At 67.8% G+C, this 24,674-nt stretch carries 15 protein-coding genes and 2 pseudogenes; 13 read left to right on the top strand and 4 right to left on the bottom strand.

Annotation, left to right across the window (positions count from 1 at the left end):
• Positions 1 to 142: 142 nt before the first annotated feature.
• From ACLBYG_RS08265 to ACLBYG_RS08255, 3 genes and pseudogenes are all read right to left on the bottom strand, one after another.
• Positions 143 to 5,263 carry a hypothetical protein gene (locus tag ACLBYG_RS08265; RefSeq protein WP_447681170.1) on the bottom strand — a complete coding sequence of 1,707 codons (5,121 nt, stop codon included), beginning with the start codon at positions 5,261 to 5,263 and terminating at the stop codon, positions 143 to 145.
• A gap of 66 nt (positions 5,264 to 5,329) precedes the next feature.
• The gene (locus ACLBYG_RS08260; RefSeq protein ID WP_447681267.1) at positions 5,330 to 5,728 is read right to left on the bottom strand and encodes an SLATT domain-containing protein; all 399 of its coding nucleotides are present in this window, start codon (positions 5,726 to 5,728) and stop codon (positions 5,330 to 5,332) included.
• Positions 5,729 to 5,808: 80 nt separating this feature from the next.
• Positions 5,809 to 6,394: pseudogene (locus ACLBYG_RS08255) on the bottom strand (IS5 family transposase); the annotation flags it as partial.
• Positions 6,395 to 6,807: 413 nt separating this feature from the next.
• On the opposite strand from ACLBYG_RS08255, the pseudogene ACLBYG_RS08250 reads away from it, so the two are divergent.
• Positions 6,808 to 7,062: pseudogene (locus ACLBYG_RS08250) on the top strand (flagellin); the annotation flags it as partial.
• Positions 7,063 to 7,173: 111 nt separating this feature from the next.
• Here the strand turns inward: ACLBYG_RS08250 and ACLBYG_RS08245 are convergent.
• Positions 7,174 to 8,235 (bottom strand): hypothetical protein, encoded by a 1,062-nt coding sequence (locus ACLBYG_RS08245; RefSeq protein ID WP_447681169.1) that lies wholly within the window; start codon positions 8,233 to 8,235, stop codon positions 7,174 to 7,176.
• An 843-nt stretch (positions 8,236 to 9,078) separates the two neighbouring features.
• On the opposite strand from ACLBYG_RS08245, the gene ACLBYG_RS08240 reads away from it, so the two are divergent.
• The 12 genes from ACLBYG_RS08240 (at position 9,079) to ACLBYG_RS08185 (ending at position 24,664) form a co-directional block, all read left to right on the top strand.
• Positions 9,079 to 12,192: a MobA/MobL family protein gene (locus tag ACLBYG_RS08240; protein ID WP_447681168.1), complete on the top strand. Its 3,114-nt coding sequence runs from the start codon at positions 9,079 to 9,081 to the stop codon at positions 12,190 to 12,192.
• Positions 12,193 to 12,474: 282 nt separating this feature from the next.
• On the top strand, positions 12,475 to 13,119 hold the full coding sequence (locus ACLBYG_RS08235) for an AAA family ATPase (protein WP_447681167.1): 645 nt from the start codon (positions 12,475 to 12,477) through the stop codon (positions 13,117 to 13,119).
• Positions 13,116 to 13,445 (top strand): hypothetical protein, encoded by a 330-nt coding sequence (locus ACLBYG_RS08230; RefSeq protein ID WP_447681166.1) that lies wholly within the window; start codon positions 13,116 to 13,118, stop codon positions 13,443 to 13,445. Before ACLBYG_RS08235 ends, ACLBYG_RS08230 begins: the two co-directional genes overlap by 4 nt.
• Positions 13,446 to 13,744: 299 nt before the next feature.
• Positions 13,745 to 14,875 carry a hypothetical protein gene (locus ACLBYG_RS08225; RefSeq protein ID WP_447681165.1) on the top strand — a complete coding sequence of 377 codons (1,131 nt, stop codon included), beginning with the start codon at positions 13,745 to 13,747 and terminating at the stop codon, positions 14,873 to 14,875.
• Between the two features lie 486 nt (positions 14,876 to 15,361).
• Positions 15,362 to 16,315 carry a hypothetical protein gene (locus ACLBYG_RS08220; protein ID WP_447681164.1) on the top strand — a complete coding sequence of 318 codons (954 nt, stop codon included), beginning with the start codon at positions 15,362 to 15,364 and terminating at the stop codon, positions 16,313 to 16,315.
• Between the two features lie 144 nt (positions 16,316 to 16,459).
• Positions 16,460 to 17,914, top strand: a complete 1,455-nt coding sequence (locus tag ACLBYG_RS08215) for an exodeoxyribonuclease VII large subunit (protein ID WP_447681163.1) — start codon at positions 16,460 to 16,462, stop codon at positions 17,912 to 17,914.
• Positions 17,915 to 17,937: 23 nt separating this feature from the next.
• Positions 17,938 to 18,144, top strand: a complete 207-nt coding sequence (locus ACLBYG_RS08210; RefSeq protein WP_447681162.1) for a hypothetical protein — start codon at positions 17,938 to 17,940, stop codon at positions 18,142 to 18,144.
• A gap of 383 nt (positions 18,145 to 18,527) precedes the next feature.
• The gene (locus ACLBYG_RS08205) at positions 18,528 to 18,995 is read left to right on the top strand and encodes a GNAT family N-acetyltransferase (RefSeq protein ID WP_447681161.1); all 468 of its coding nucleotides are present in this window, start codon (positions 18,528 to 18,530) and stop codon (positions 18,993 to 18,995) included.
• 193 nt (positions 18,996 to 19,188) lie between these two features.
• Positions 19,189 to 19,677 (top strand): nickel-responsive transcriptional regulator NikR, encoded by a 489-nt coding sequence (nikR, locus tag ACLBYG_RS08200; RefSeq protein WP_447681266.1) that lies wholly within the window; start codon positions 19,189 to 19,191, stop codon positions 19,675 to 19,677.
• A gap of 245 nt (positions 19,678 to 19,922) precedes the next feature.
• Positions 19,923 to 21,947, top strand: a complete 2,025-nt coding sequence (locus tag ACLBYG_RS08195; protein WP_447681160.1) for a TonB-dependent receptor — start codon at positions 19,923 to 19,925, stop codon at positions 21,945 to 21,947.
• A 510-nt stretch (positions 21,948 to 22,457) separates the two neighbouring features.
• Entirely contained in the window at positions 22,458 to 23,519 is a 1,062-nt protein-coding gene (locus ACLBYG_RS08190) for a YeiH family protein (protein ID WP_447681159.1), read from the top strand.
• A 65-nt stretch (positions 23,520 to 23,584) separates the two neighbouring features.
• The gene (locus tag ACLBYG_RS08185) at positions 23,585 to 24,664 is read left to right on the top strand and encodes a molybdopterin-dependent oxidoreductase (protein WP_447681265.1); all 1,080 of its coding nucleotides are present in this window, start codon (positions 23,585 to 23,587) and stop codon (positions 24,662 to 24,664) included.
• Positions 24,665 to 24,674: the final 10 nt, after the last annotated feature.

Raw genomic sequence — 24,674 nt, 5'->3', positions numbered from 1 at the left:
GCCAACACAGATGCGCCCCCCTGGGGATGACAGTGATATCGACAATTCCAGTCCAAATAGTCTATAATTTCCCGCTCGCAACGTCGCCTGCGGGTTGCGAACTAAAGGTCACACCGTTTGATGCTGCACCTCTCAACAAGGCTCAGTCCGCGACTCTAGCGAAAAGGCTTTCGGCAGCCCTTTCGAGACGCTCGACTTCGCTTTCGTTGAAATGTTCCCAATCCTCGGCTTTGAACAGCATTGACTCTATCTGGATGTATGAACGCTGGTCGCGTTCGAGCACGCGCAAGACCGTCTGCTTCTCGTACCATCGCAGCGGCCCCTGCAGCACCGGCGACAACAGTCCCTGCCAATCCTCGATCAGATCGAAGCGGGGATGGCCTGCGAGATCGTCGAAGGCACGCCAGAGTTCAATGCTGGTCCGTCTCGGGCCAGATTCTCCTCCGCGCGCGACGGTACCCGTCCAGCGCTGGAACAGCGCGGTCAGCACCCCGTCGATGGATGGAGACACGATGGCCCGCGCAAGCCCGCAGAGGCCTGCGAAGATTTCGTCGGTCCCGGAAGATAGATGCACGTTGAGGAACGGGATGAGCCGGTCGTCGATGAAGACGGCAATTTGCTGGCGTCCGGAGTATGAGCAGATGTGGGGAAGCAGAGCATCGCCGTCGCGGTCAAGCAGCCGGTAGAAGATTTTAGCGTTTCCCGCCGCGGCGAGGCAGGCGAGCAGCCGCCCGGCGTACGCGTCTAAGTATGGTCCGGACAGGAGTTTCTCGTGCCAGCGGATAGGAATGTCGCAGTGGTTTGCGGCAACTAAGGCAGGGCGGATCCAAGCTCCCACCGTCTCTGAGCTGCTGCTGTAGGTTCGCTGCCATTGTGCGACGGTGTGACTTTCGCCGCCGAGCGTGACCTGTGGGACGTAACGCTCGACCGGGACTTCGCGGTCGTTGGCTGGGTCGGCCAACCGCGCGAGGTGCTCGAACTGGGCGGAGGTCATCTCCTCGAAGACGAGTGGTGCGCGACGGCTGAGCTCAGCATTCGGCTCGACGCAGGTCAGTGTCGAGACGGCCTCCTCGTAGCGGAACGTTGATCTCTGCGGAGCAGGTTCGACACTCTCGGATGTAATCGGGGTAGGCTTGGCCGTAACTTCGTCCTCACGGGCTCTATCCAGGATGAACGTAAGCCGTGGCTCGCCCGCTATCGGCGAGCCCGCCACAATCACCGCAAGCCGAGCGGCCGTACCGGCCGATGCGCCTCTCAGGCACTCGAGCAGGCACTTCGTCGCTATCCAAACGTGGTCCGCGCGCGCGAGCTCGCCCTCAATCAAGTCGATCCGACCGGTGCATCTCAGGGCACGCAGGACAGCGCTGCGGAGTAGTGGGACGTGCAACTCGTTGATCAGGTCGTCGAGCACGCCCGGGGTTGCGGGCCAGCCGCGTTCGAGGAGGCTTTGGTAGAGCCACTTAGATATCTCCGTGCCAGGGGCTATGCCGCGCGGGTCGATGAGGTCGGCCTGCGCGTCCTCGAGAATGCCCGTCATGAGCGCTACAAAGCGCGCCTCGCCGCCGAGGAACGCCGGCAGCAGGCCCGCCCCCTCCTCCAGCAATAACCATGAAAGCATCAAATGTGTGTGAAGACCTTGATGATTGTCGATGGTCAACGGCGAGGCTTCGCGCAGGATGGGCAGCATCTGCGAGAGCGCAGCCTCGAAAGGCAGGAACCCCGCCGCGTTGATTGCGGCACGGCGCAGTTGCCAATTGGCTTTGGGATTGTTGGCGAGCAGGACGAGCTGAGGTGCGAAGGAGGCGTCGCGCGTGCGTGCGGCCAGCACGCACCGCCACAACAAGAAGTGCACTGACTCGGATGACGCGCCAGTAAGGTCGGCGACCGACGAGGCGCCTGAGGCCACAATGGCGGTGCCTAGAAAAACGCCGATGGCCGGGTCCGTCTCGGCGGCGAGTCGCTCCTTCAAAGTCGCGAGGGCCGTCCTCGCGCGCCTGTTGGCCAACAACAACGCAGCTGTTACCCGCACCGAACGGTCAGGGTGGGAGGACGCCCTCAGCAACATCGCGGTCGCCGCCGAGTCAGGCAGGCGGCCGAGACTCGTGAGGGTGCTTAGGAATAAATTTGTCTTGCCCGTCTCGGCGGACCACAGCTCAGCTTCTAGCAAGGGGATAGCCGCGGCGAACGGGCTCCGCGCCGCCATCTGCAGAAAGAGGAAACTCCAGATGCCTGGGCGGCCGACTTCAATCTCGCCGGACGCCTTGAGGCGCTCGTACAACGCGCCGAGGTCGGCCCCAACCGCAGCCAGGACCGCGAGAGCGACTATCCGACCTTGGAGGTTCTCTCCTTCGTCGAGCAGGATCGCCTCATAGCGGACGCGATCGACCAACGTCGGCACCAAGCTTGGCGCGAGGGCGGCGAACCCGTGGATCGGGTTGTCTTTCTGCTCCGCGAGCGCCTCACATAGCGCACACAGGCGCGGCTCTCCAAGGAGGGCCAGGACGCGGATGGCCGCCTCCTGAATCGCCGGCTCGACCTCCGAAGTTTGCGCGAAATCAATGCAGTGCGGCCTGAGAGACTGGCGATTGCGCCAGACGAGTGGGGCCAGCGGACCAAAGAGTGGAGACCGATGCACCAGCATGACGTGGCCCTTCACGTCCGGCAAAGCGGCGAGGAACTCCGCCGCCGCCTCACGGCCCACGATGGTGAGATCGCGGTGTGACCATCGCGTCCTGCGCCGGTCGAGGTCATCGGGCTCATTATCTGCCATGAAGGCCAAAGCGCGCCGGAGAGCGTCACGCCGGCCGTCCGCGAGGAGGAAGGGTATGAGGAGGTGCCTACTGTCGGGCGCCGCCCCATCGAATATCGCGAGCAATTCCGGACCGAACACCTGCCCGTGTCGACGGGCCGCGATCAGGATGACGGTCAAATCACGATCAGCCCGGCCGGGTTGATCGCGATCAATCCCGATCGCAACACCGAGACCGAAGCGGATCAGCTCGATCAGGCGGTTAGGTTCCCGGGAGAGGCAAGCTTCAACAAGCGCCAACGCCCAGTTGAAGTCAGAAACGTATCGCTGGGTCTGGCTGCGTAGGACGGTCGCGATCTCCTCAAAGTCCACCGGCTCGTCCAGCCGTGCGAGGATATCGCCGAACAGGTAAGCGTCCTCGACCCTGTCCGGCGCCGCCATAACGCGGATTACCTCGCCCGGCGTGACCAGCTTGTGGGCCGTCACGAAACCGGCGAGGCCGGCCCACCGCTCGCCGCGCAGAAACGAGGTACGGGCGCGTTCCCGCGCCTCCTCCGAACGGCTGGAGCGTTGGAGGTGCAGGATCTCGGCGACCACGTCGCCCTGCCTCGCGTAGTGATGCGCCAGTGCGCCGTGCGCTTCGCGGCGCGTGCGCGGCGCGATCAGGTTCTCAAGACCGCCTCGCACGATCTCGTGCATCTCGTAGCCGTTGTCACCCGTCTCGCGAAGAAGTCCGAGGCCGAGCAACTCACGGATCGCCGCGCCGACATTGTCGTTAGGGAAAACCGCCTCGGCCTCAACGCGCTCGAAAGGCAGCGCGAAGCAGACGAGTTTCTCCGCCGCCGGGCGAGCGCCGTCGCTGATGCCAGCGAAGCGCAGTTGCTCGGCACGCTCGAGGATCTCGTCGGCAGGTCGCCGTGAAAGATCCGTCATAGCCTCCAGCGAGGGTGCGTCGGCAAGCGACCGAGCCAGTCTAGCGTAGAGGCCGGCGGCCCGGCCGGCCGTCACCCTGCGGAACACCTCGTGGAAGCGGGCATGATTCGGTCCGGGATGGCGCCGGAGAGCGAGCGTGACGAACTCGTCGACATTGAAGCCCCGCACATCGACGCCCCCCACGCCAAGCCGCGCGCGGTCGACGGCCGTGAGTTGGCGGAAAGCACTCTCCTGACCGAGCACCGCGACCCGGCACACCGGCGGGACCAATGACCTAACGAAGATCGCCAAGTCGCGGGCGAACGCCTCGCTACATGTGCCTTGGACGAGGTCGACAAGGAGTAGCAGACTCCTCGGAATGGAGGAAAGTGACTCAGCTAGCTGCTCCATCACCGCGTCGCTCGCCGTCATACTCTCCACGCCCGTAGCGAACGGCCGATCAATCCCGAACCGTCGTAGATGGAACGCGGCTCCGACCAAGACATCGCGTAGTGCGGTGTCGGGCCTGATCTCCGCGTAGATGACGAGGCGATCGGGCTCGATGAAACGGGATCGTTCGCAGACTTCCGCGGCCAACATGGTCTTGCCTGCCCCTGAGACCCCGACCGCCTCTACGGCCCGCCCTGTCCAACCGGTCGTGAACCGGGCGGAGAGGTCGGCTCTGGGTATGTGATCCTCGTCGAGAAGCGGCGGCTCCCTGATCGGCATCATGGTGGGCCAGACTGAGCGCAACTCCCATTCGAACTCTTCCTGGTCGAACCAGCGGCCCGGCTGCTTGGCGATGTCGTTGATGAAGCCCCGGAGGTTGCGGAACAGTGTGGGCCCCACGACCGACGGCTGAAGGCCGTAGCGGTGCTGCAGGTGATCCTGAACGCGGCGCGCAACCTCCTCCTCGGACCCGAACACCGACTCGAAGTGGAGCCTTGCAAGCACGTTCGGCAGAAGGGCATGAGCGCGGTGGGCAGCGGTCGAATGTCCCTCGGCAATGGCTGGATCGCCCCCAAGTGCCACGATAAGTCGGCTGAACTCTGCCGTTAGGTGGGCGAGAGCCGCATCCGGGTCAGGCGGAAGGTCCGAGGGAACCGACCAACGCAAAAGGCGTCTCCGGACCCCTGCTTCTGCAGCCGTGGCCTTCAGGGTCTCGTCGCGCGCGAGCAGGTGGACCGCCCGCCAGTAAGCGGCGGGTACGCGCGTCGGCGCTGCCCGACCAGCCGCGACGAGGGTGGCAACCTCGTCTTCGACTTCGTCACCCAGGATCCAGACTTGCTCATGCGTGTTTCCCTCAAGGTGGAATAGGGCGTCCGGGAGCAAGTCGCCAGCAACCGCCGCCAAGGTCCAGGGGCGGCCGGTTGGGTTCAGGTCCCGATCCTCGCGCGGTTTTTTGATCTGTTCGAAGCGTCGATGCAGGACGCCGTCGGTCGCAATCCAGGCGAGATCGAGATCGTCAGTACCTTCCGGTCTCACCGTCGCGCCAGCGCCATGCGCGTCGAAGTGCGCGAACAGGCGATCAAGGATCACTGTCGCTTGGTAATCAAAACCTCGGATCGCGTGAATGCCGCCCTGCGTCGGTCCGCTCGTCATCTTGCACCCAATGATCTAGGCTGATGCAATTATAGCGCTTATCTGTTTGATATATTGAGATATATTTTATGCCTTACGCCATTTTCGGGCTTCTCGCACTACTGTCTCTTGTAATGTCCTTCGCCGCCACTCACGCTCTCGACCACATTGAATTTGACCTCTGACGTCTTGCGCGCAGAAGGACGCAAAGCGGGGGTGGGGGGGGAGTAAGTCGAACTCATTCTCTGAGAAAGTTAGGTCCTCCTTGTTTTTCAAAGCATCTTGTGCCTGAGAGTAGGCCTTGCCGGTGGTCTGCGGCGCGCCCTGATAGACCTTATGCAGGCGATTCGTCAGATCGTCACGACGCGAGCGCAGATCGCTGATACAGACCTCCGGATCGAGCGTGTCGGTGATTAGGCTGAGATAGCCCTCCCTGATGTCCCAGATTCCGGACCCAGATTCGCGATGCTTCTGTGCTAGGTGTATGGTCCCGGGATGTGATGTGACGGGTCGAGCCTGAAGCGTTCGGGCTCTTTCGTCCAGACCTGAAGGACATGCTCTTAGAGTTAGGGACAAAACCGTTTGGCCTGAGTTCTGCAGATCAGGGCGCAGGCGAGCGTGGTGAAGGCGAGGTGGGGTCGGCGCGACCTTCGTAGCGGATGGCGAGGCGACGGAAGCGAGCCAGCCACGCCAGGGTGCGCTCCACGATCCAGCGGTAGCATCCCAAGTTTTGGCTGCTCTCGATGCCGCGCCGCGCGATCCGAGGTGTGATGCTGCGCGCCTGGCACTCACCCCGACAGCGGCGATGATCGTAGCCCTTGTCGGCGCGCAACTTGTCCGGTCTGCGCCGCGGGCGACCGCGCCGGCCTGTGCGTACGCCCGGCACCGCATCGAGCGTGGCGGCCAGCATGCGGCTGTCGTGGCAGTTTGCTCCGGTAAGCGTCAGGCCGAGCGGCGTGCCGTTGGCGTCCACGACGAGGTGGCGTTTCGTGCCTGGCTTGCCCCGATCCGTCGGGTTCGGCCCCGTCGCGGAGCCCCTTTTTTCACAGGTAGGCTCGCACTGTCGATGGCGGGCCGTGACCGATCAAGCGCGTCGGCATCCTGGCGCTGCTTCAGCATCACCCGGTGCAGGGCGGCCCAGACGCCGGCCGCGAGATCCGCCTCAATCAGGGCGAGCGCCAGGTCGATTCCAGCGCTCATGCCCGCCGACGTCCAGATCGGGCCGTAGTTGATGAAAATGCGATCCGTGTCGGCCGTGCATTGCGGGAATTGGACCTGTAGCTCCCGCGCATGCATCCAGTGCGTCGTGACCCGCCGCCCGTCGAGCCTTGCCGAGGACAAAGGCCGCCGTGCAGATGGCGGCGACGCGCCGAGCTCGAGCGGCTCCACGCTGAACGAGTGCGACGAGGCCGGGCGTCGACGGTTGCACGAAGGTGTCCGTGCAGGGCAGCGCCATTACAGCCGACGCGCTCGGGCTCGGACGCTTCGTCGACGCGGCCACGGCGCAGGTGGGCGCGGACTTCGGGGTGCAGAACAACGCAGACCTGTCGAAGGCCTCCGACGCGCTAACGAACGCGCTGACGGGGCTGAAGTCGCTGTCCTCGAGCCTTGGCTCGAACCTGTCCGTGGTGCAGACGCCCCAGGACTTTACCAAGCAGATGGTCGACGTGCTCGACACCGGCTCGGGCAACCTCGTGAACGCGGACATGAACGCGGAGGCCGCAATCTCGCAGGCGCTGTCGACGCGCCAGTCGCTGGCGATCTCGGCGCTGTCGCTGGCCAACCAGGCCAACCAAGGCATCCTCCAGCTCCTGCGCTGATCCCGAGCGTGGCCCCCGGCGCGGCGGATGACCCGCGCCGGGCGTCTGCCGGCGAACCGCGCTGCCGGCCTGCTGGTCTCTGCTCAACATCCTGCCGTACTCATCGGTCCTTCAGGCGCCGCCGGCCAGAAGCGCTGTGAGTTCGAGCCAGACGGAAAGTCGATGGGGATCCAGGGTCGCGACGAACTCAGCCTGCTCTTCCTGGAACATCGCCCGGACCTGCTCGCGCGTCGCGGCCTGCCACGAGCCGCCGGGCGCGAGCGCCACGACCCAACGATACCACCCGAGCAGATTGCACCAGACGGCTCGGCGGGCCTGCTCCCGCTCGATCGCCTGCGAGAGCGCTGCCCGGCAGGCGGCCCCGTCCTCGGACCAGAACCACTCGAACAGATGCGCCGCGAAGATGGGCGCCGCCCGGACGAGATCGTCATGCTCTGCGGGTAGCAGCACCAGGAGTTCGATCAGATCCTCGCGGTCGATATCCCTCAGTGGACCGATCCGCTTCTCGAACAAGGGAAAGCGCTCACGCACGCTCTGCGGGGGCGAACTGACGTCGCGCCAATCCGGCGCACACGCCTCGATCGTCGGCAGCATGGCTGCGAGCTCCGGATCGACATCGTACTCGATGGGATCGGCAGCCGGCCCCGGGCCGGGGTCACCATCGGCAGGCCGCTGCGCCATGGACACGCCGTCGCCATGCACATCCTCGGCTCCCGCTCCGTTGTTCGTCCGGGAAGCCGGCACCGGCTCTCCGCTTCCCGGATCGGCCTCGTGATCGGGAAGCGTCGGCGTCTCCCTGCTTCCCGGATCGGATGAGGGTGCGACCGTCGTCCCGAGGGGCGACACCGCCTGCGCGTTTGAGTCCGGGGCAGGCGCGGCCGCGTCGGGCTTGCCCGACCGTTCCGCCGCCGCGGCATACAAATCCGCCATCGTCAGCTCGAGCAGGCAGGCCGCGCGCCGTTGGCCGAGCTCGTGCATCCTGCGGGCGAAGGCCTGCGTCGCGGCCTCCTGCTCGGCCTCGATCACGGTGAGCTGCCGCATCAGGCGGTTACAGCGGGCCCGCAGCTTCTCCTCGCCCCAGACGTACGGTGCGTCGGGACGGGGCTGGTGGGGTTGCAACCCGAAGCGGGCGCACAGGGCCGCGAACACCTCGCGGACATCCAGGTTGGTCACTTTCCGCTTCACGACACCACGCACCTTGCATTCAGGCCGCGCCGGGGATCGGCGACGGGCTCCCGCGTGAAGGCGACCAGGACGCGCGGCCAACCGTCAAGCTTCTGCTGACCGTGTCGGAGCGCCGGATCGGCTGCCTGGGCCACCGCGGCGAATGGCCTGGGCAGCCCTCAAAACCCCGGAAGAGAACCCCAGAAGACGGCCGCCCCGACGGGCGGCGGCCGGGCTTTGCCGTTCGCTCGGGCGCGCGAACCAAAGCCCGGCCAGCACCCCGGAAGGACATCGATCCCGGGAAGGACGATCCCGGAAGGACGTCCCGGTTCGGCTCGGAGGTGCGAGCCGAACCGGGACAGGGCTCAGCTCCCCTAATTCAGAGCAGCCCGGCGGCCACTCTCGATTAGGCGGCACCTACGCGCCGGCTTCGACTTCCCAAAACAAGAGCAGGCTGACCGGGCCGTCAGCCATTCAATCGCGATGTGTCCATCGGCTCGGCACGAGGCTGCCCGAGCCCGTCTGACACGTCCGCCGGTTCGCCCCGTGACGGGCGCGGGCGGCCTGTCAGAACGCGCCCCACAACCGGCGCGAGATGATTCATGCGGCAGAACATCGCATTTCAACACACGCAACGTAGAGTTTGCATGAAAGCATCGACTCAATCTCAGATAGCTAACAATTCGTTACCGTTTGCGATTCGTTTGTTAAGGTCAAGACCTCAATGCGGCCGCGTAAGACGGTTGCTTCTGCCCGAATCGCTCAATGCTTTTCATGCGCTTGCGTGAATCGGTAGAGCCTGCCTAAGCTTGGCCATCTGCACTTGCCGGTGCTTGCCGGTGGCCATCGAACATGCCCGAACCGACCATCACGCACCCCTTCGTGCGCGGCGTCCTCGCGTCGCTCTGCCACGACGCGGACGGCCCGCTCCTGCCCGAACACGACCTCGGCCGCGCTCGCCTGCCCGAGACGCTGCGGCACCTCTATGGCGCGCCGGGCGTGCGCTTCGCCAGCCGCGGCGAGCGCGAGCGCGAGCGCCCGCTCTCGCGCGACGGGGCGGTGACCTGCCACTTCTCTCAGACCTCGGTCTCGAAGACCTCGCCGATCCTCGCGAGGATTCGGGCCGCCAAGGCCGGCCGGAGCTACCAGGGATCACGCGCCGTCGCGCACGAGGCGTATATCGAGCGGCCGGGCGCCGCCGAGCGGCTCGGGCCGGCACGGAGCCGACGCGCCACCGGCCGCGACGGTCGCGCGCAGCAGGCCTATCTCGAGCGCGACGGAGCGGTCGAGGTCGACCCGGACGACGCCCTCGCGCTCGCCTCGTTCGGCACGATCGGCGACACGCCCGCGGAGCGGTCAAAGTTCTGGACGCTCGTCGAGGAGAGCGAGCGCTCGGCCCGAGGCGACCGGATCAGGATCGTGCCGGGGCGGGACCCGGACTGGTGGGCGCGGGCGCTCTCCGCGATCGACGCGGCACCGGAGGCAGCCCGAGACATCCTGCGGGCGGCGGGCTTACAGCGTTCGGCTCCCCTGACGCTGACGCTCCCGACCGAGGACGCCTTCGCGCTGTGGCGCTGGGCCATCGGCCTCGGCGCGGACGCGCCGGTCACGATCGCGCCGGGGCGCGGCGGGCGCATTCAGACCCGGATCATCGCCGAGCTGCCGCACGAGATCGACGCCCGTCAGCGGCTTGCCATCGTCGAGGCCTTCACGGGCAAGCTCGCGGGCAAGGGCTTTCCCTTCTGGGCGGTGGTGCACGCGCCCGACGAACGCAACGACGCCCGCAACGTCCACGTCCACATCGTCTACTACGACCGCCCGGCGCGACGGATGCCGCACCCGGACACGGGTGCGCCGAGCTGGGACTTCGCGATCACCTGCGAGAGGCGGCGGGCGAACCGCACCCGGGTGCTGACGCGGCCCTACCGGCAGTCCAAAGATCGCGCCAGCCACGACCGCACCTGGATCGCTGAGCTGCGGACGCATTGGGGGGCGTGCTGCAACGCGGTGCTGGCTGAGGCGGGGATCGGCAAGCGCTATGACCTGCGCGCCTACGCCACGATCGGCATCGCCCTGGCGCCGGGCGTGCACATTCCGGCGCGCCAGTACAACAAAGAGCGCAAGGGCGCCCTGACCGAGGCGGGGGCCGACCTTGCCCGCAGGCAGTGGCAGGCCGAGGCGGACCGCATCCTCGAGGCGCGGGCCGCGGCGACCGGGGCCAAGCTCGGCCTGTTCCTGCAGCGCGGCCGGCAGGCCGAGTTCGCCGCGCCGCGCCCCGCGATGGGCGAGCGGGGTGCCGCCGGCCGTGACAGGGCCAGCGACCCCGTCCAACCAGTGCGGCTGCTGATCCAGCGCGGGCTCGCCCTCGTCGTGGAGATTGGCAGGCTCGAGCTGGGGCGGGATCTGGCTCGGCTCGTCTGCGCGCGAACCCAGTCCCGGCCGCGCCTGCTCTTGGCGGCAAGCGCGACGCCCGCGCCCGCTCGGGCCACGAAGGCCGATCCGCGCGGGATCACCGGGGCGGATTCCGCGGTGCCGGAGGGCGCGCCCTTCGGTCTGGCGCGCCGAAGCGAGTTCGTCGGGCTGTGCGAGCGGCTCGATCGAAGGGCGGGACAGCTCGCTGCGGCCTACGAGGCCCGGATCGCGGACGCACAGAGGCGGCTAGACAGAATCCGCGCCGACCTCTCTCCGGCTGGGCGAACGCGGCCCATGGACCCGGCGCGGGCGGGAGCGGCCTCAGCAGTTGGCCCGGATCCGTCGATCACTGCTGTTCCGACCGATCCGGTCCCGGAGGCTGAGTTCGCGGCCCGGGTGCGGGCGAACCTAGAGCCCATCACTGCGGCACTCTGGCATCGATACGCCGAGGTCGTGCCGGACGGGGCCGAGGCGGCCGCCGGGAGGCCGTCGCCGGCGATCGCCTTGCGCGAACCGACACCGAACCTGAGGCCCGCGACAACCCCCCCGGCAGAGCCGCCGGCTCAGATCGCGCCGGTCGTCACCCGCGCTTCGTCCTGGTCGGACGCCGTCGCGCGTGCGGCGGAGCGGCATGGCAAAGCTCAGGTCGATCCGATCCCAGCCCAGCGGCCTCGACCGCCCCAGCACGAACGCGTCCGACCACCCGTCTTCAGCCTCGGCGGAAGCCACCGCTCGAACGGTGCGCCGCTGACGCCGCCTGCTCCTCACCCCACGGCCGATCGTGCGGGCACAGGGGCCGCGGATCCGGGTGGAGGTCAGCCGCTCGCGCGACCGCCCGAGGCGCGTAGCGCCTTCTCGCCGCCAGCCTCGGCTCTGCCTACACCGGCGTCCGCACCGCCCATCGTCGCGGAGAGCGTTGAGCACATTGTCGCCACAACGCCGGCAGACCCGCCCGCGGTCGCGCCGATGTCCGACAAGACCGCGGTGCCGCCGACGGTGCCGGTGCCGGTACGGCCGAAACCAGAGATCGGGGACACCACGTCGGCTCCGGTCGCCGTCGCGGTCGAGACTGACGCGCCGCCGGAGCAGGCCGAGCCGGCCCTGGCCACGTCGGAGATAGTCGCTGGTCCGGCTACCGCAGACACGAAACCCATCCCGATCCAGTTCCCGCAGGTCGGGACACCGGCGATCCGGAGTGAGCCCGAGCCACGGGTCCCAGCGGTCGAGCCGGTGCGGGAAGCGCAGGTCCGGATAGCAGCATCCTCCGACGCCGACGGTCCTGTTGCGGACCGGGTGGCGATTGGGCCGCAACAGCGCGACGACGAGAGCGATGCGCCCTGGCCGCCGCGCGGCGAAGCGACCGACCCGGCGCCTCGGGTCGCCCCTCCGGCCCGCTCGTCGGCCGAGGCCCCGCCGCTGCGCCTGCCGCTCTTGGCCGTCCACGGCGCGGACGAGGCTGCCGCGACCGGCAATCGTCGCGCGGGTCGGCGGCAGCACGCACCACAGCCAAAGCGAAACGGACGCGGCTGTGGCGGTCGCGGGATCGGAGACTGATATGAAGAATCCCCGTGCCCGTCGGACCCGATACCGCCCGCCCGCCTCGCACCTGGCGAGCGGCCGGCCCCGCACGACGAGGCTGCAGCGTCATGGCGCTGTGAGGCCAGGATGCCGTGGCGCTGCGATGCAGTGGCGCAACGATGCGGGGACGCCACGGCGCTGGCGCATCACGATGACCTGGCGCTGCAGCGCCGTGATGCCGTGGCGTCGTGATGCCGATGCGTCGGGGCGCCGTGATGCGGCAACCCCGGGCCTGCCCGCGCGCGGGGGACCGTCGTGATGGACGTCCTCGCGATCGCCAACCAGAAGGGCGGCTCCGGCAAGACCACGGCTGCCGTCAACCTCGCGGTCGCCGCCCATCAGGCCGGGCGGCGCGTCGCCGCCCTCGACCTCGACCCGCAGGGCTCGCTCGCCGCCTGGGCTACACGCCGCGCGGCGGACGATCCGGCCGTCGATCATCTCGGACTCGAGCGGGTCGGGCAATTGCCCGAGATCCTCGCCGCGCTCACGCGACGCGGCTTTGACCTCGTCGTCCTCGACACCGCCGGGGCCCTGAGCCCCGTGGCCAACCAGGCGCTGCGCGCGGCCCATTTCGTCCTGGTCCCGACCCGGCCAACCCTGCTTGATCTCCTCGCCACCGAGCCGACGCTGCGGGCGCTCGCCCAGATCGGCCTCGCCGCGCGCCTGGCGCTCCTTCTGAGCCAGTGCCCGCCGCAGGCCGGCGCGCGCACCGCCGGCTACGCCGAGCGCCTGCGCCGCTGGGGCCATCTGGCCGAACCGCCGCTGACCCAGCGGATCGACCATCAGGACGCGCTGCTGGGTGGCCAGGCCGTCACCGAGTTCGCCCCGACCGGCAAGGCGGCGGCCGAGATTCGCGCGCTCTGGGCCTGGACCGCGCAGCGCCTGATGGAGATGCCACGATGACCGACCCGACCCGGCCCCCGCGGAAGCGGCTCGACCTGCTCGGCAGCCTGGACGATCTGGGCGGGGCACCGCCCGGCTCCGGCCCGTCGGCCATTCCGGCGGAGCGCGTCCCGGCGGCGCGGAGCGAGGTGTGCCCGGCCGCGGGCCGAGGCTCCGCGGCGACGCGGCGCACCTCGGTCTACTTGTCCGCGGCGACGCTGCGGCGCCTGAAGGAGCTCGCGCTCGCCCGCGACTGCAAGGTCAACGACCTGCTGGTCGAGGGCGCGGAGGCGGTCCTGCGCGAGAGCGGCCACCTGCCGTCCCCGATCCACCGGGACACGAGCTGACCCCGCTCATGCCTTGGTCCCGACCGCCCGGCATCACGACGCCTTGATGCCGTGACGCTCCGGCATCTTGACGCTTCGGCATCACGGCATCTCGGCGCTCCAGCATCAGGGCGTCTCGGTAGCTGGGAGCGCTCCGGCGTCTCACCCCGGAGGCCGGACGAAGACCGCCCCGCCTCCAGCCTCGATCCCCAGCGCAACGCCCTACTGGCCGGCCCCAATCCCCGGGCGCCGCGCCGCCGGGGCAGCCCCGATGCTGGGGCGCTCCCATCCCGCAGCATGAGCACTAGGAACCCACGATCATGTCGAACACCCGCCCCACCACCGATCCCGTCAGCGATCGGGATCCGCCCCGCGACCCGGCGACCGTCGTGTCGCTTCTCGACCACATGCGCGCCGGCCTCATGAGCCAGCGCTTCCGCCTGGGACTGATCGGCGTGCAGGCGCCAGACGTCGTCGGAGAGACGGCGGACCGGCGCGATGGCGCGGCCGCCGCTGTCGACAGGCCGCGCCAGGACCGCCCGGCGCCCGCGCGCACCAAGGCGGCGCGCCGCCATGCGGCCCGCGAGAGCCTGAATGCCCGGATGCGCCCGATCCTCTACGCGCTCGCGCAGAATGCCGGTCTCGACCCGGCTGTCTGGAAGGCGCGCCTCGACGCTCCGATGCCGTTGACCGATCCCGAGATCGTGCGCGCCCTGCCCGAAGTGTTCGCCTCCGACGCCTTCCGCGACGCCCGCGCGGCCTGCCGTGACCTCTCCCTGCTGGCGCCGGAGCAGAGGGTCTATGCCGAGGCGCCGTTCGACCTCGGCTTCCGCGGGCGTCCACCGGCGGAGATCCTGGCCCATCATCCCTGCTGGGATCTCCCGCTCGTGCCGGGCGCCCGGGCGCTGGAGCGCTGGACAATCGCGGATGTCGCCGAGTGGATGATGGACTGGCCGCCCGAGCCCGGCGAGCTCAAGGGGCCGATCGATCTCTGGGATGAGCCCACCGCCGACCTCTGGCTGCGCCGGTATAGGCTCGTCCAGGGCCAGGAGACGGATAGGAGGCACCCAGTCGTCGCCTACCGGGAGGGTCGAGGGAAGAAGAGCCCGCTGAAGGTTATGGCCGGGCTCGACGACGACGCGCTGCTCGTCTTGACCGATTCGGTGCTTTGCGAGCGTCTGCGCCGCGAGGTGATGGCCGTGCTGATGCAGGATCGCGCCGACCTGATCCACGTCGGCCTGGAGATGGTGGCGTGCGGCTACCTCACCGTGAGGGATGTGCGAAAGGCCCTCGCAGCCCATGATGTAGCTCGCGAGAAAGCATTCTGGGACGCCTTCGCCGAGAACGACGACTGGATGTACGAGTGGATCGTCACTTGGAGTGCGTTGCTGATCTGGCAGTACAACTTTCCCCTAGTCGGGACGCATCGTGTTGCCTTCATGGGATATTGAAGGCGGGTCGAGGCCGCACGCGGGCCGGAGCTCCAAGCCGAGCCGCTGTCGGCCTGAGTGCCGGGGAGACGAAGGAAGGCTGCCGGATCGGTGGGATCCGGCAGATGGGATAGGGGTACGACGCCGAGACGGATGACCCTACGTCACACATCGGCAGGGGGGTGCGTTGGACAACACCCGAGGCCGAATGCCGATTTTGTAGCAAAGACTTGGCGCTGCGTTGGACAACACACGAAGGACTGGACGATGGCGTGCTCACCCGAGCCGGTGCCGCCGGGGCCGCCGTACAGGCTCGGGTGGGGAATCAGGGACGAGAACAGGCGAGGACGAGCACAAGAATGGGGAAGCAGGGCGAAGGCACCTTCGCTCGAAACCCCGGAATGACCTGACGACGGGATGACGGAGGGCGGCGCTCGCACAGCGCCGGCCCGAGGTCGGCGAGGCTCCTTCGATCCCCTGACCCCGCATCACGAAAGTCCCCCCACCATGACAGATCACGACGCGCCCTCCGGCGCGAACGAGCCCGGCTGCGCGCTGACCCCGACCGGCCTCTGGGTCCGCGCCCAGGTCCGGCAATCGCGCCGGCACCGGGACGGGCTACTGCTCGCGCTCGAACCACTCGATCCGCATCGCCCGGGCCGGCTCAGCGCCGTCCTCTCCGGCCCCTTCCTGCGCCAGATCGAGGCAGCCTCGGGCGTCCTGCTCGACCCGGACCACCTCGTGGGCGAGCACACCCTGCTGCTCACCCTGGTGGTCGATCCGCTGCTCGGACTGACCGGGCAGGTGCTCGGGCTCGAGCGCGGTGCCTTCCTCCAGGCTTGGCGCGAACAGGATCGGATAGCGCAGGCGGCATTGGAAGCGGATGGACTGTGGGACCGGCAACGCGGCTTTCCAGTCCCTCAGAAGCTCCGGCGGGTCGTGCTGATCGAGCCGGACGACGCCGCGCCTCACCCGATCGGGGCGACGCTCGCACGCTGGTACGAGCAAGGCTTGATCGAGCTGATCCGCCTGCCCGTCGCCTACGAGGAGCCGGGCTCGGTCGCTGCGCTGCACGAGGCCTTCGCGGCGGTCTACGACCAGTGGGACTGGGGCACCCTCGACGCGGTTGTGGTCGAGCCGGGCCTCGGCTTCGCTCACCGGGCGCTCTCGGACGAGGGCCTGATGCGCCGCATCGCCGTGCTGCCGGTACCGGTGCTGTTCCGTCGGGTCAGCGCGCCGACCCTGATCGACGGCGTGGCCTTCCGCGCCTGCGACACCGCCGAGGCGCTGCTCGCTGATCTTACCGAAATCCTGCGCGGCGAGCTCCGGACCGGGGGCTACGTCCGCCTCGCGGCGATCGCCCGCGCGCTCGGTCCAGACCCGGTCGCGACAGCGCCTGCATCGGCGTCCGAAGCTCCCACCGATCCGGGCCCCACCCGACAGGGGCCGCTGTTCGACTGAGGCGGTGAATATCGATCCGGCTGCCCGCATCCGGGCGGCCGGATCCGCTCCTCAGTCACCGCGTCTCACGCTGCTCCTCGACCCTCCGCACGCGAGCCCGCGCGTTCGCGACACCTTCACAACAACACAGGATTCCGACATCCCATGCGTCATCACAGATTCCATCACGGGTCGGACACACCGCCCCGACCGCCGCGTCCGGCCTCATTGCCGGACGGCGGCCGCCGAAGCCTGCCCGATGCGGGCGATGCGGTTCACTCCGAGGCGGCGGTCGTCGGCGAGCTGCGCGACCTGATCGGTTGGCTGCGCCAGCGCCTGCGCGGCGAGCACACGGTGCGCGCCAGCGTGCTCACCGCGGAGCCGAACGGACAGGACGGCTATCTCATCCTGCTCGGTGAGGCCGAGGCCCGCCTCACCAACGATCCGCCCCGGCTGAAGGCCCGGCTCGATTCGGCTGAACTCGCCCAGATCCGGACCGAGTACGGTCCGGACTTCGACCCCGCCGGGCTCGTCAACCGCACGGTCACGCTCACCTTACGCACCAGCCTGCGCCAGCGCTTCGGCCGCGGGGCCGGCGTCCAGGCCAAGGTCATCGGCTTGATCTGCGTCGGTCAGGTCCCGCTCGAGGCCGATCTCGACCGCGAGCGCACGCTGCAGCGGCTGCGCCTGGAGGGACGGCGCTTCGGGCCCGAGACCTGGAGCGAACCGGAGGATCCCTGCCACATCGCCCTCGTCGTCTCCGAGCACGGCGAGGTGCGCCGCGACGTCGAGCACGTGCTGCAGCCGCTGGAGGTAGCTGGACTGATCCGGATCCACCGGGTCTGGGCGATCTTCGAGGGGGCGGGGGCGGAGCGCTCGCTGGCCGAGGCCTTCGCCCGGGTAGCGGGCCTTCAGCACGAGCACGGCCTCTCCGCGACGCTGGTCTGCCGGGGCGGCGGACCGGTCGAGGCGTTCCGGCCTCTTAACGCATTCGGGACAGCGAACGCTGCCGCGCACCCTGAGGTTCCGAACCTGATCACGGGCCTCGGCCATGCCGGCACCCCTTGCACCGCGCTCGATGCAGTGGCGGCGCGCTCGGAGCCGACCCCGACGGCGGCGGCGATGCTGGTACGCCAGCTCGTCGAGCGTACCGGGAACCGGGCCGAGCGGGCGCTGGCCGACCTCGATGCCGCGATCGAGGCGGAGCTGGAGGCGGCGGGCCGCATCGTCCTGGCCCGGGCCGGGGCCGCCTTCGATCGGGCGTTGCGCAATCTCGCTGACCAGGCCGACGAGCGGCTGCGTCACCTCGGCCAAGCGGTCGAGCGGAGCCTACTCGCCAATCTCGCCGCTGCCACCTGTGTCAGCGCGAAGTCCGCATCAGCTGCCGATACCGCCGGGGCCACCCCGCTCAATGAGGCTGCCCTGCTCGAAGAGAGCGGGGAGGAGGATCTCCTAAGCGAAGCCCTGACGCTGGTGATCGCGGCCGAAACGGGCCGGATCGTCAGCACGGCCGAGCAGGCCCGCGCCGAGACAGACCTGCTGCTGCTCTTCCCGGACGGCACCGTGCCCGCCCGGGTCGAAGCCTGGACCACAGCCATCCCCTCCGTAACCACCCACTGAGCCACAACGTGGAGAACCCTAGCATGACCACGATCCGCACCGACATGACCGCTGCGCCCGAGACGCCGAGCTTCCTCTGGGCGGTGAAGCGCATCGAGGCGCTGACACAGGAGATCCGCCGCGAAGGTCTTGGCGCCTTCGAGAAGGCGGAGGCCGCCTACGCGGAAGTGCAGGAGCTGCGCACCATGCTGATCGCGCGCATCGCCGACCTGCGTCGACGCAACGCGTAATCGGGAGCAGCGCCACCGCCGAGCCTTATGGTACCAGCGGTGATGTTCACGTAGTCAAAAGCGAAGAGGCTGTTCCCTTCGAATGCGATGCCGCATTGGCATGAGTGGAGTTCCAAACCCCACTACTGTACGGCAGGTATCAGATATCGTAGCGCAAGCGCAGAGAAGACTTGATGAAGATCTATGTTGGGTGAATTGCTGCTGTTCCGGTTTAGGGAGGAAGCTCGAAGAAATCGGACGCTCGACAGTTGGCTGGAATTGGCCGAAAGCAGCTGGTCCGCTTCCGAATAAGTCCGCTGGAAAAGCGGACGGCCTCCTAACGACCCTTTGCCGCCGTTGAGGAGCCCCTTTCGATTTTTTAGAAGCAGCCATAGCGCTTTGGCATGATCATTCGCCCCTTCGAACCGTCAGATGCCGATGCGCTTGCAACGCTGTTTCATGCGTCTGTCCATGAAGCCGGTCGTCGGTACTATTCCGACACGCAGGTGAAGGCGTGGAGCCCGTCGAGGCCGGAACCCGAACGGTATCTTCGACAGTCCAAGGGTCGGACATTCCTCGTCGCGATCGATGAAGCTGGACAGCCTATCGGCTATGGGGACTTGGAACCCAACGGCCATATCGACCACCTTTATTGTCGTCCAGACAGGATCGGGACAGGCGTCGGATCCGCGATCTACGCCGCCCTGGAAGACGCAGCTAGAGCTGCGGCGGTAGCAGTTCTGTACGTCGAAGCCAGCGAAGGCGCGCGCCCTCTTTTCGAGCGTCGAGGCTTCAAGGTCGTTGTCCGAAACGACTTCGTGTTGAACGGCATCGTGATCCACAACTATCGCATGTCCAAGTCGCTGGCCTGACGCAGGTCGGCCGAGGCCTCCTTTTCAAACTGATCGGCGTGGAAGCGGACCGGAAGCTTTCCACCCACCCCAGCCGATCGAAACGCTAACGGCGGTTATCTAAAGTGGCCGTTCGTCCGTTCTCCGACGACTTCGACTAAGGGTGGAAAGCGGTGCCACCTGGCTGCGCCGCGACGGTCACATCGAGACACTCATGCAGCGCGTTACCATCACCATCGACGACGAACTGCTGACGGCGATCGATGCACTCTGCGACAGCCGCGGCTACGGCAGCCGCTCCGAGGCCGTGCGCGATATTGTCCGCGACGCCCTGGCGCCTGCCCGCGCCGCCGGCGCTGGATCAGCGGCCTGCTACGGGGCGCTCAGCTACGTCTACAGCCACGGCACGCGCGATCTGGCCCGCCGGCTGACCGATCAGGGTCACCAGCACGGCGTCTCCATCGCCAGCATGCACGTCCACCTCAACCAGGACGACTGCCTGGAGGTGGCCGTTCTGCACGGGTCAGTCTCTCAGATGCAGAGCTACGCGGACGCCGTCATTACCCAGCGCGGGGTCCGTTACGGTCATCTGCATCTCATCCCTGAAGGTGACGAAGCTCATCATCTGCATGGCCATGACAACAAGGTTGCCGATGGCGCTGCGTCTCACGAGCAACAGGGCCAAGCTAATCCGGCGGTGTGAGTTATCCGTATGTTTCTCATACTCCATCCGTGCCAGAACAAGCGAACCGTCACGCTTTGCCCGGTCTGCAAGTGCCTCGTCCGATCTCCCGGCCCAGTTGCTCCGCACTAGGCATTCGCGTTCGCAGCGTCACCCGTCCGCTGCTCACCACTGGCGGTCTCGTCATTGCGACATGCACTCTTGGATGGGCAGCTCCCGATGCGGCTGCGCCATCACCGTCCGCAGTCACGCTGTCCGAGATCTCCGTGGTCTCCGCGCAGCCTTCGACCACTCTCACGCCAGGGACGCCGAACGCCAGCGCCGGGTACGTCGGAGGCGTTACCGGGATCGGCGGCGCCCTGCTGACGGTGGACTCCGCCAGCGCTGGCATCATCAGCGGCGCGGCCATCAACGCCCGGCCGGTCACACGCCCCGGAGAGGTGCTCGAAGAGGTCCCGGGTCTGATCGTCACCCAGCACAGCGGCGAGGGCAAAGCCAACCAGTACTTCCTGCGCGGCTTCAACCTCGACCACGGCACCGACATCGCCATCAGCGTCGACGGCATGCCGGTGAACATGCGCACCCACGCCCACGGTCAGGGCTATGCCGACCTCAACTTCCTGATCCCCGAACTCGTCGGCGCGGTGGAGTTCCACAAGGGCCCGTACTTCGTGCGCGACGGCGACTTCGCCTCCGCGGGCTCGGTCCGGATCGACTACCTCGACAGCACGCCCAAGAACCTCGCCCTGACCTCAATAGGGTCATTCGGCTACAAGCGAGCCCTATCGATCACCTCGGTGCCGCTGGGCGAGGGCAACCTGCTCGTGGCCGGTGAGGCGCAGGTCTACGACGGGCCGTGGGTCGTGCCGGACGCCCTGCGCAAGATCAACGGCGTCGCCCGCTACAGCCAGGGTACGGCGCTGGACGGGTTTTCGATCACCGGCATGGCCTACGCCGCCAAGTGGACGGCGACCAACCAGATACCCGAGCGTGCCGTGGTCTCGGGGCAGCTCAGCCGCTACGGCACGATCAACCCCACGGATGGCGGCGACACGAGCCGCTTCTCCCTCTCGGGGCGGTTCAGCGCCACGGACGACACCGGCATCACCCGGGCTTCGGCCTACGTGATCCGCTACCAGATGAACCTATTCAACGACTTCACCTACTTTCTCAACGACCCAGTGAACGGCGACCAGTTCCACCAGCTCGATCAGCGCATCCTTGGCGGCGGCGAGGTCCTGCACATCTTCCAGGGCGACCTGTTCGGCCGGCCGCTGGAGGTCGAGGTCGGCGCCCAGACCCGCACCGACTCAATCCGGGTCGGCCTGTTCAACACCACTGCACGCCAGTACCGCTCCGGCGTGCTCGACGACCGGGTGCTGGAGTCGAGCGGTGCGCTCTACCTCGACACGCGTGTGCGCTGGACCGAGTGGTTGCGCACGAGCGTGGGCGTGCGCGCCGATGGCTACTACGCCGATGTCCGCTCGGACACGCCGGCCAACTCGGGCAAGGCCACGGACGGGATCGTCAACCCGAAGCTGGGTCTCGTGCTCGGGCCGTGGTTCGACACCGAGTTCTATGTGAATTACGGCGGCGGGTTCCACTCGAACGACGCCCGCGGCGTCACCGCCACGGTGGATCCTGCGAGCCCCCTGTTCAACATCACCCGCTCGCCGTTCCTGGTGCCCTCCACGGGCTACGAGGTCGGCGTCCGCAACCGCTCGATCGCCGGGCTGGAGACGAGCCTCGCGCTGTTTCGGCTCGACTTCGCCTCCGAGAACATCTTCCAGGGCGACACAGGCACCACGGAGCCGAGCCGTCCGACCCGGCGCTTCGGGGTCGAGTGGACGAACCGCTATGCCGTGACGCCCTGGCTCTCGCTAGAGGGCGATCTGACGATCACCAACGCCCGGTTCTCCAGCTTCGACCCGGTGGGCAACCGGGTGCCTGAGGCGCCTACCACGATCGCCTCGGCGGGCGTCACCTTCGGCGAGCCGCTCGGCTGGTTCGGGTCCCTCCGCTTCCGCTACTTCGGGCCGCGTCCGCTGATCGAGGACAATTCGATCCGCTCGCGGGCGACCGCGCTTTTCAACGGCCGGGTCGGCTACAACTTCGAGAGCGGCATTAGCATCTCCCTAGACGTGCTGAACCTGACGAACAGCAAGTCCGATCAGATCACCTACGCGTATGTCTCGCGCCTGCCCGGCGAGCCGGCCGAAGGGCTGATCGATCGCGTGTTTCACCCTGTCGAACCCACGGCTGTGCGCCTCACCATCGCGGGCCGCTTCTGATTTCATTCATCCGCATTCGGACGGTCAGACTGCCTCTGTGGATGCGTCAGCGACACGGCTACGCCCGCTCCGACGCCTTTCTGCTTTAAAGCGGACCAGCAGAAATCCATCCAACTCAACTATTTAAGGCACCCGCCAACGAAGCTGGGCGTGACCGAAATCGATCCGTCCGCTCCGATGAGTTGATGGGAAAATCAGCCGTAATTTCAACAGCCCCTGCTCGGCGTACTGTTGGCTGTTCAGGCGACACAAGCTCGCCTGAAGGATCCGGTCGTTTGCGTTGGAAACTCCGGAACCAAGATCTGCAGGGCTTCCGCGCAATCTGTCCACTCACTCCGATGGCGCTACGGCCGTGAGGAGAAACGAAAGCTGCTGATCACCGGCAACTCATCAAATAATTCGATCAAAACGTTCGATACGTTCCATTGGATTGATCGATTGACTGCGGCCATGATCCAGAGCAGATCCAGCCCACGATGTGTCCGCACCATGTTCGCAGCAACCTTTTCCATGTCGCGCAAGCTTGCCCTGCGCCACGTCCTGCCCGGCCTGATCCTGTGCCTCGCGGTGACAGGCGCCGCCCTCACCCTGGAAGGGGTCGAGGAGTATTTCTTCGGTCGTGCGTGGTTGGAGGCTCTCGTTCTCGCCATCGTGCTAGGCACGGCCGTTCGCACAGCCTGGAGCCCGGGGCCGCGCTTCGTTCGCGGTATCGCGTTCGGCGCCAAGACCGTCCTGGAGATCGCCGTCGTCCTGCTCGGCGCCTCGCTGAGCCTGGGTACCTTGCTTGCGGCAGGACCCGGACTGCTCATCGGCATTGCAGGGGTGGTGGCTCTCGCCATCGCCGGGAGCTACGGCATCGGCCGGGCCCTCGGGCTGGCCCCGCGCCTCGCCATCCTCGTCGCCTGCGGCAACTCCATCTGCGGAAACTCGGCGATCGCGGCGGCGGCCCCGGTGATCGGCGCGGACGGCGAGGACGTCGCCTCGTCCATCGCGTTCACCGCCGTGCTCGGAGTCCTCGTCGTCCTCGGCTTGCCCCTGCTCGTGCCGCTGCTCAGGCTCTCGCCGATGCAGTACGGCGTGCTCGCGGGGCTTACGGTCTATGCCGTACCGCAGGTGTTGGCTGCTACGGCTCCGGTGGCGGCTCTCAGCGTCCAGGTCGGAACTCTGGTCAAGCTGGTCCGCGTGCTGATGCTCGGGCCGGTGGTGCTCGCCCTCTCGCTGGGCGCGAGCCGGCTGCGGGGAGAGGCGGACGCAACCGTCCCGTCCCAGACGGTCGATGAGGGCCCCGCCCCGAGCCGGGTGCCGCTGCACCGGCTGGTGCCGTGGTTCATCCTCGCCTTCCTGACCCTGGCGGGGCTCCGCTCGGCGGGGCTCATTCCCGAGGCGGCCGTGCACCCCATGGCCGCGACGGCGAACGGGCTAACTATCGTGTCGATGGCGGCCCTCGGCCTCGGGGTCGATGTGCGCAGCGTCGTCAAGGCGGGACCCCGCGTCACCCTGGCGGTCGTCGCCTCTCTCGCCGCCCTGACCGTCGTGAGCCTCGGGCTGATCCGCCTGCTCGGCATCGCCTGACCGGGGCGCGCCACCCGGTGCGTCCGAATGCGTTGAACCCCGACCTCTCCCCGGAAGGAGCCACTATGCAGAGCTTAGCCGAGCGCATGGCGCGCCTGATCGTCCACAGCGAGCGGCCCTACAACGCCGAGCCGCCGCTGGACCGCCTGCGGGCGCACTACCGGACCGCCGCGGACGATTTCTACGTCCGCTCCCACGGCGACCTGCCGGAGATCGACGCCTCCACATGGCGTTTGTCCGTTGACGGTGCGGTGGCAATGCCTCTCGATCTGTCCCTGACGGATCTATGCGCGCGTTTTCCCGAGGTGACCGTCACAGCCACGATGCAGTGCGCCGGCAACCGCCGTGCCGATATGCGAGCGGTCGCCCCGGTCTCGGGCGATCCCTGGGACGCTGGCGCCATCGGGACGGCGGACTGGACGGGCGTCCGCCTCGGCGACATCCTGCGAGCGGCAGGGGTGACGCCGGGAGCGGATCTCCACGTGGCCTTCGAAAGCCACGACGTGGTCGAGGGCCGGCCCTACGGCGTCTCCATTCCCCTCGCCAAGGCGCTCGCCGACGAGACGCTGCTGGCCTTTGCGATGAACGGGGCACCGCTGCTGCCCGAGCACGGCTTCCCGGCCCGTGCCGTCGTGCCGGGCTTCGCGGGGGTGCGCAGCCCGAAATGGCTGCGGCGCATCACGGTGCAGGACCATCCGTCGGCCAACCCGATGCAAGCCGACGATTACAAGCTGTTCCCACCGGACGTGACGGCCGAGACCGCCGATCCTTCCAAAGGCCACACCATCGAGACGATGCCGCTCAACGCGGCGATCTGCGAGCCCCCGCGCGGGGCTCGGCTCGAAGCGGGGGAGACCCCCGTCCGTGGGTACGCGATCGCGGGAGACCGGGCGGTCGTGCGGGTCGATGTCTCGGGCGACGGCGGGCGCTCCTGGCGCCAGGCCACGCTGGACCACGAGGCCGACGCGCCCTTCGCCTGGACGTTCTGGGAGATCGTGCTGGACCTTCCGCCCGGCGAACACGAACTCGCGGTGCGCGCCTGGGACTCGGCCGGGCAGACCCAGCCGGCGCAGCCGGACGACACGTGGAACTTCAAGGGCTACCTCAGCGCTTCGTGGCACCGTGTGCGAGTCGAGGTCGCCTGAGTCGCGCAGC

The sequence above is a fragment of the Methylobacterium sp. D53M genome (assembly GCF_053345625.1).
Note: the sequence above shows the minus strand (reverse complement) of the source record. Positions and strands in the feature narration are given on the sequence as shown.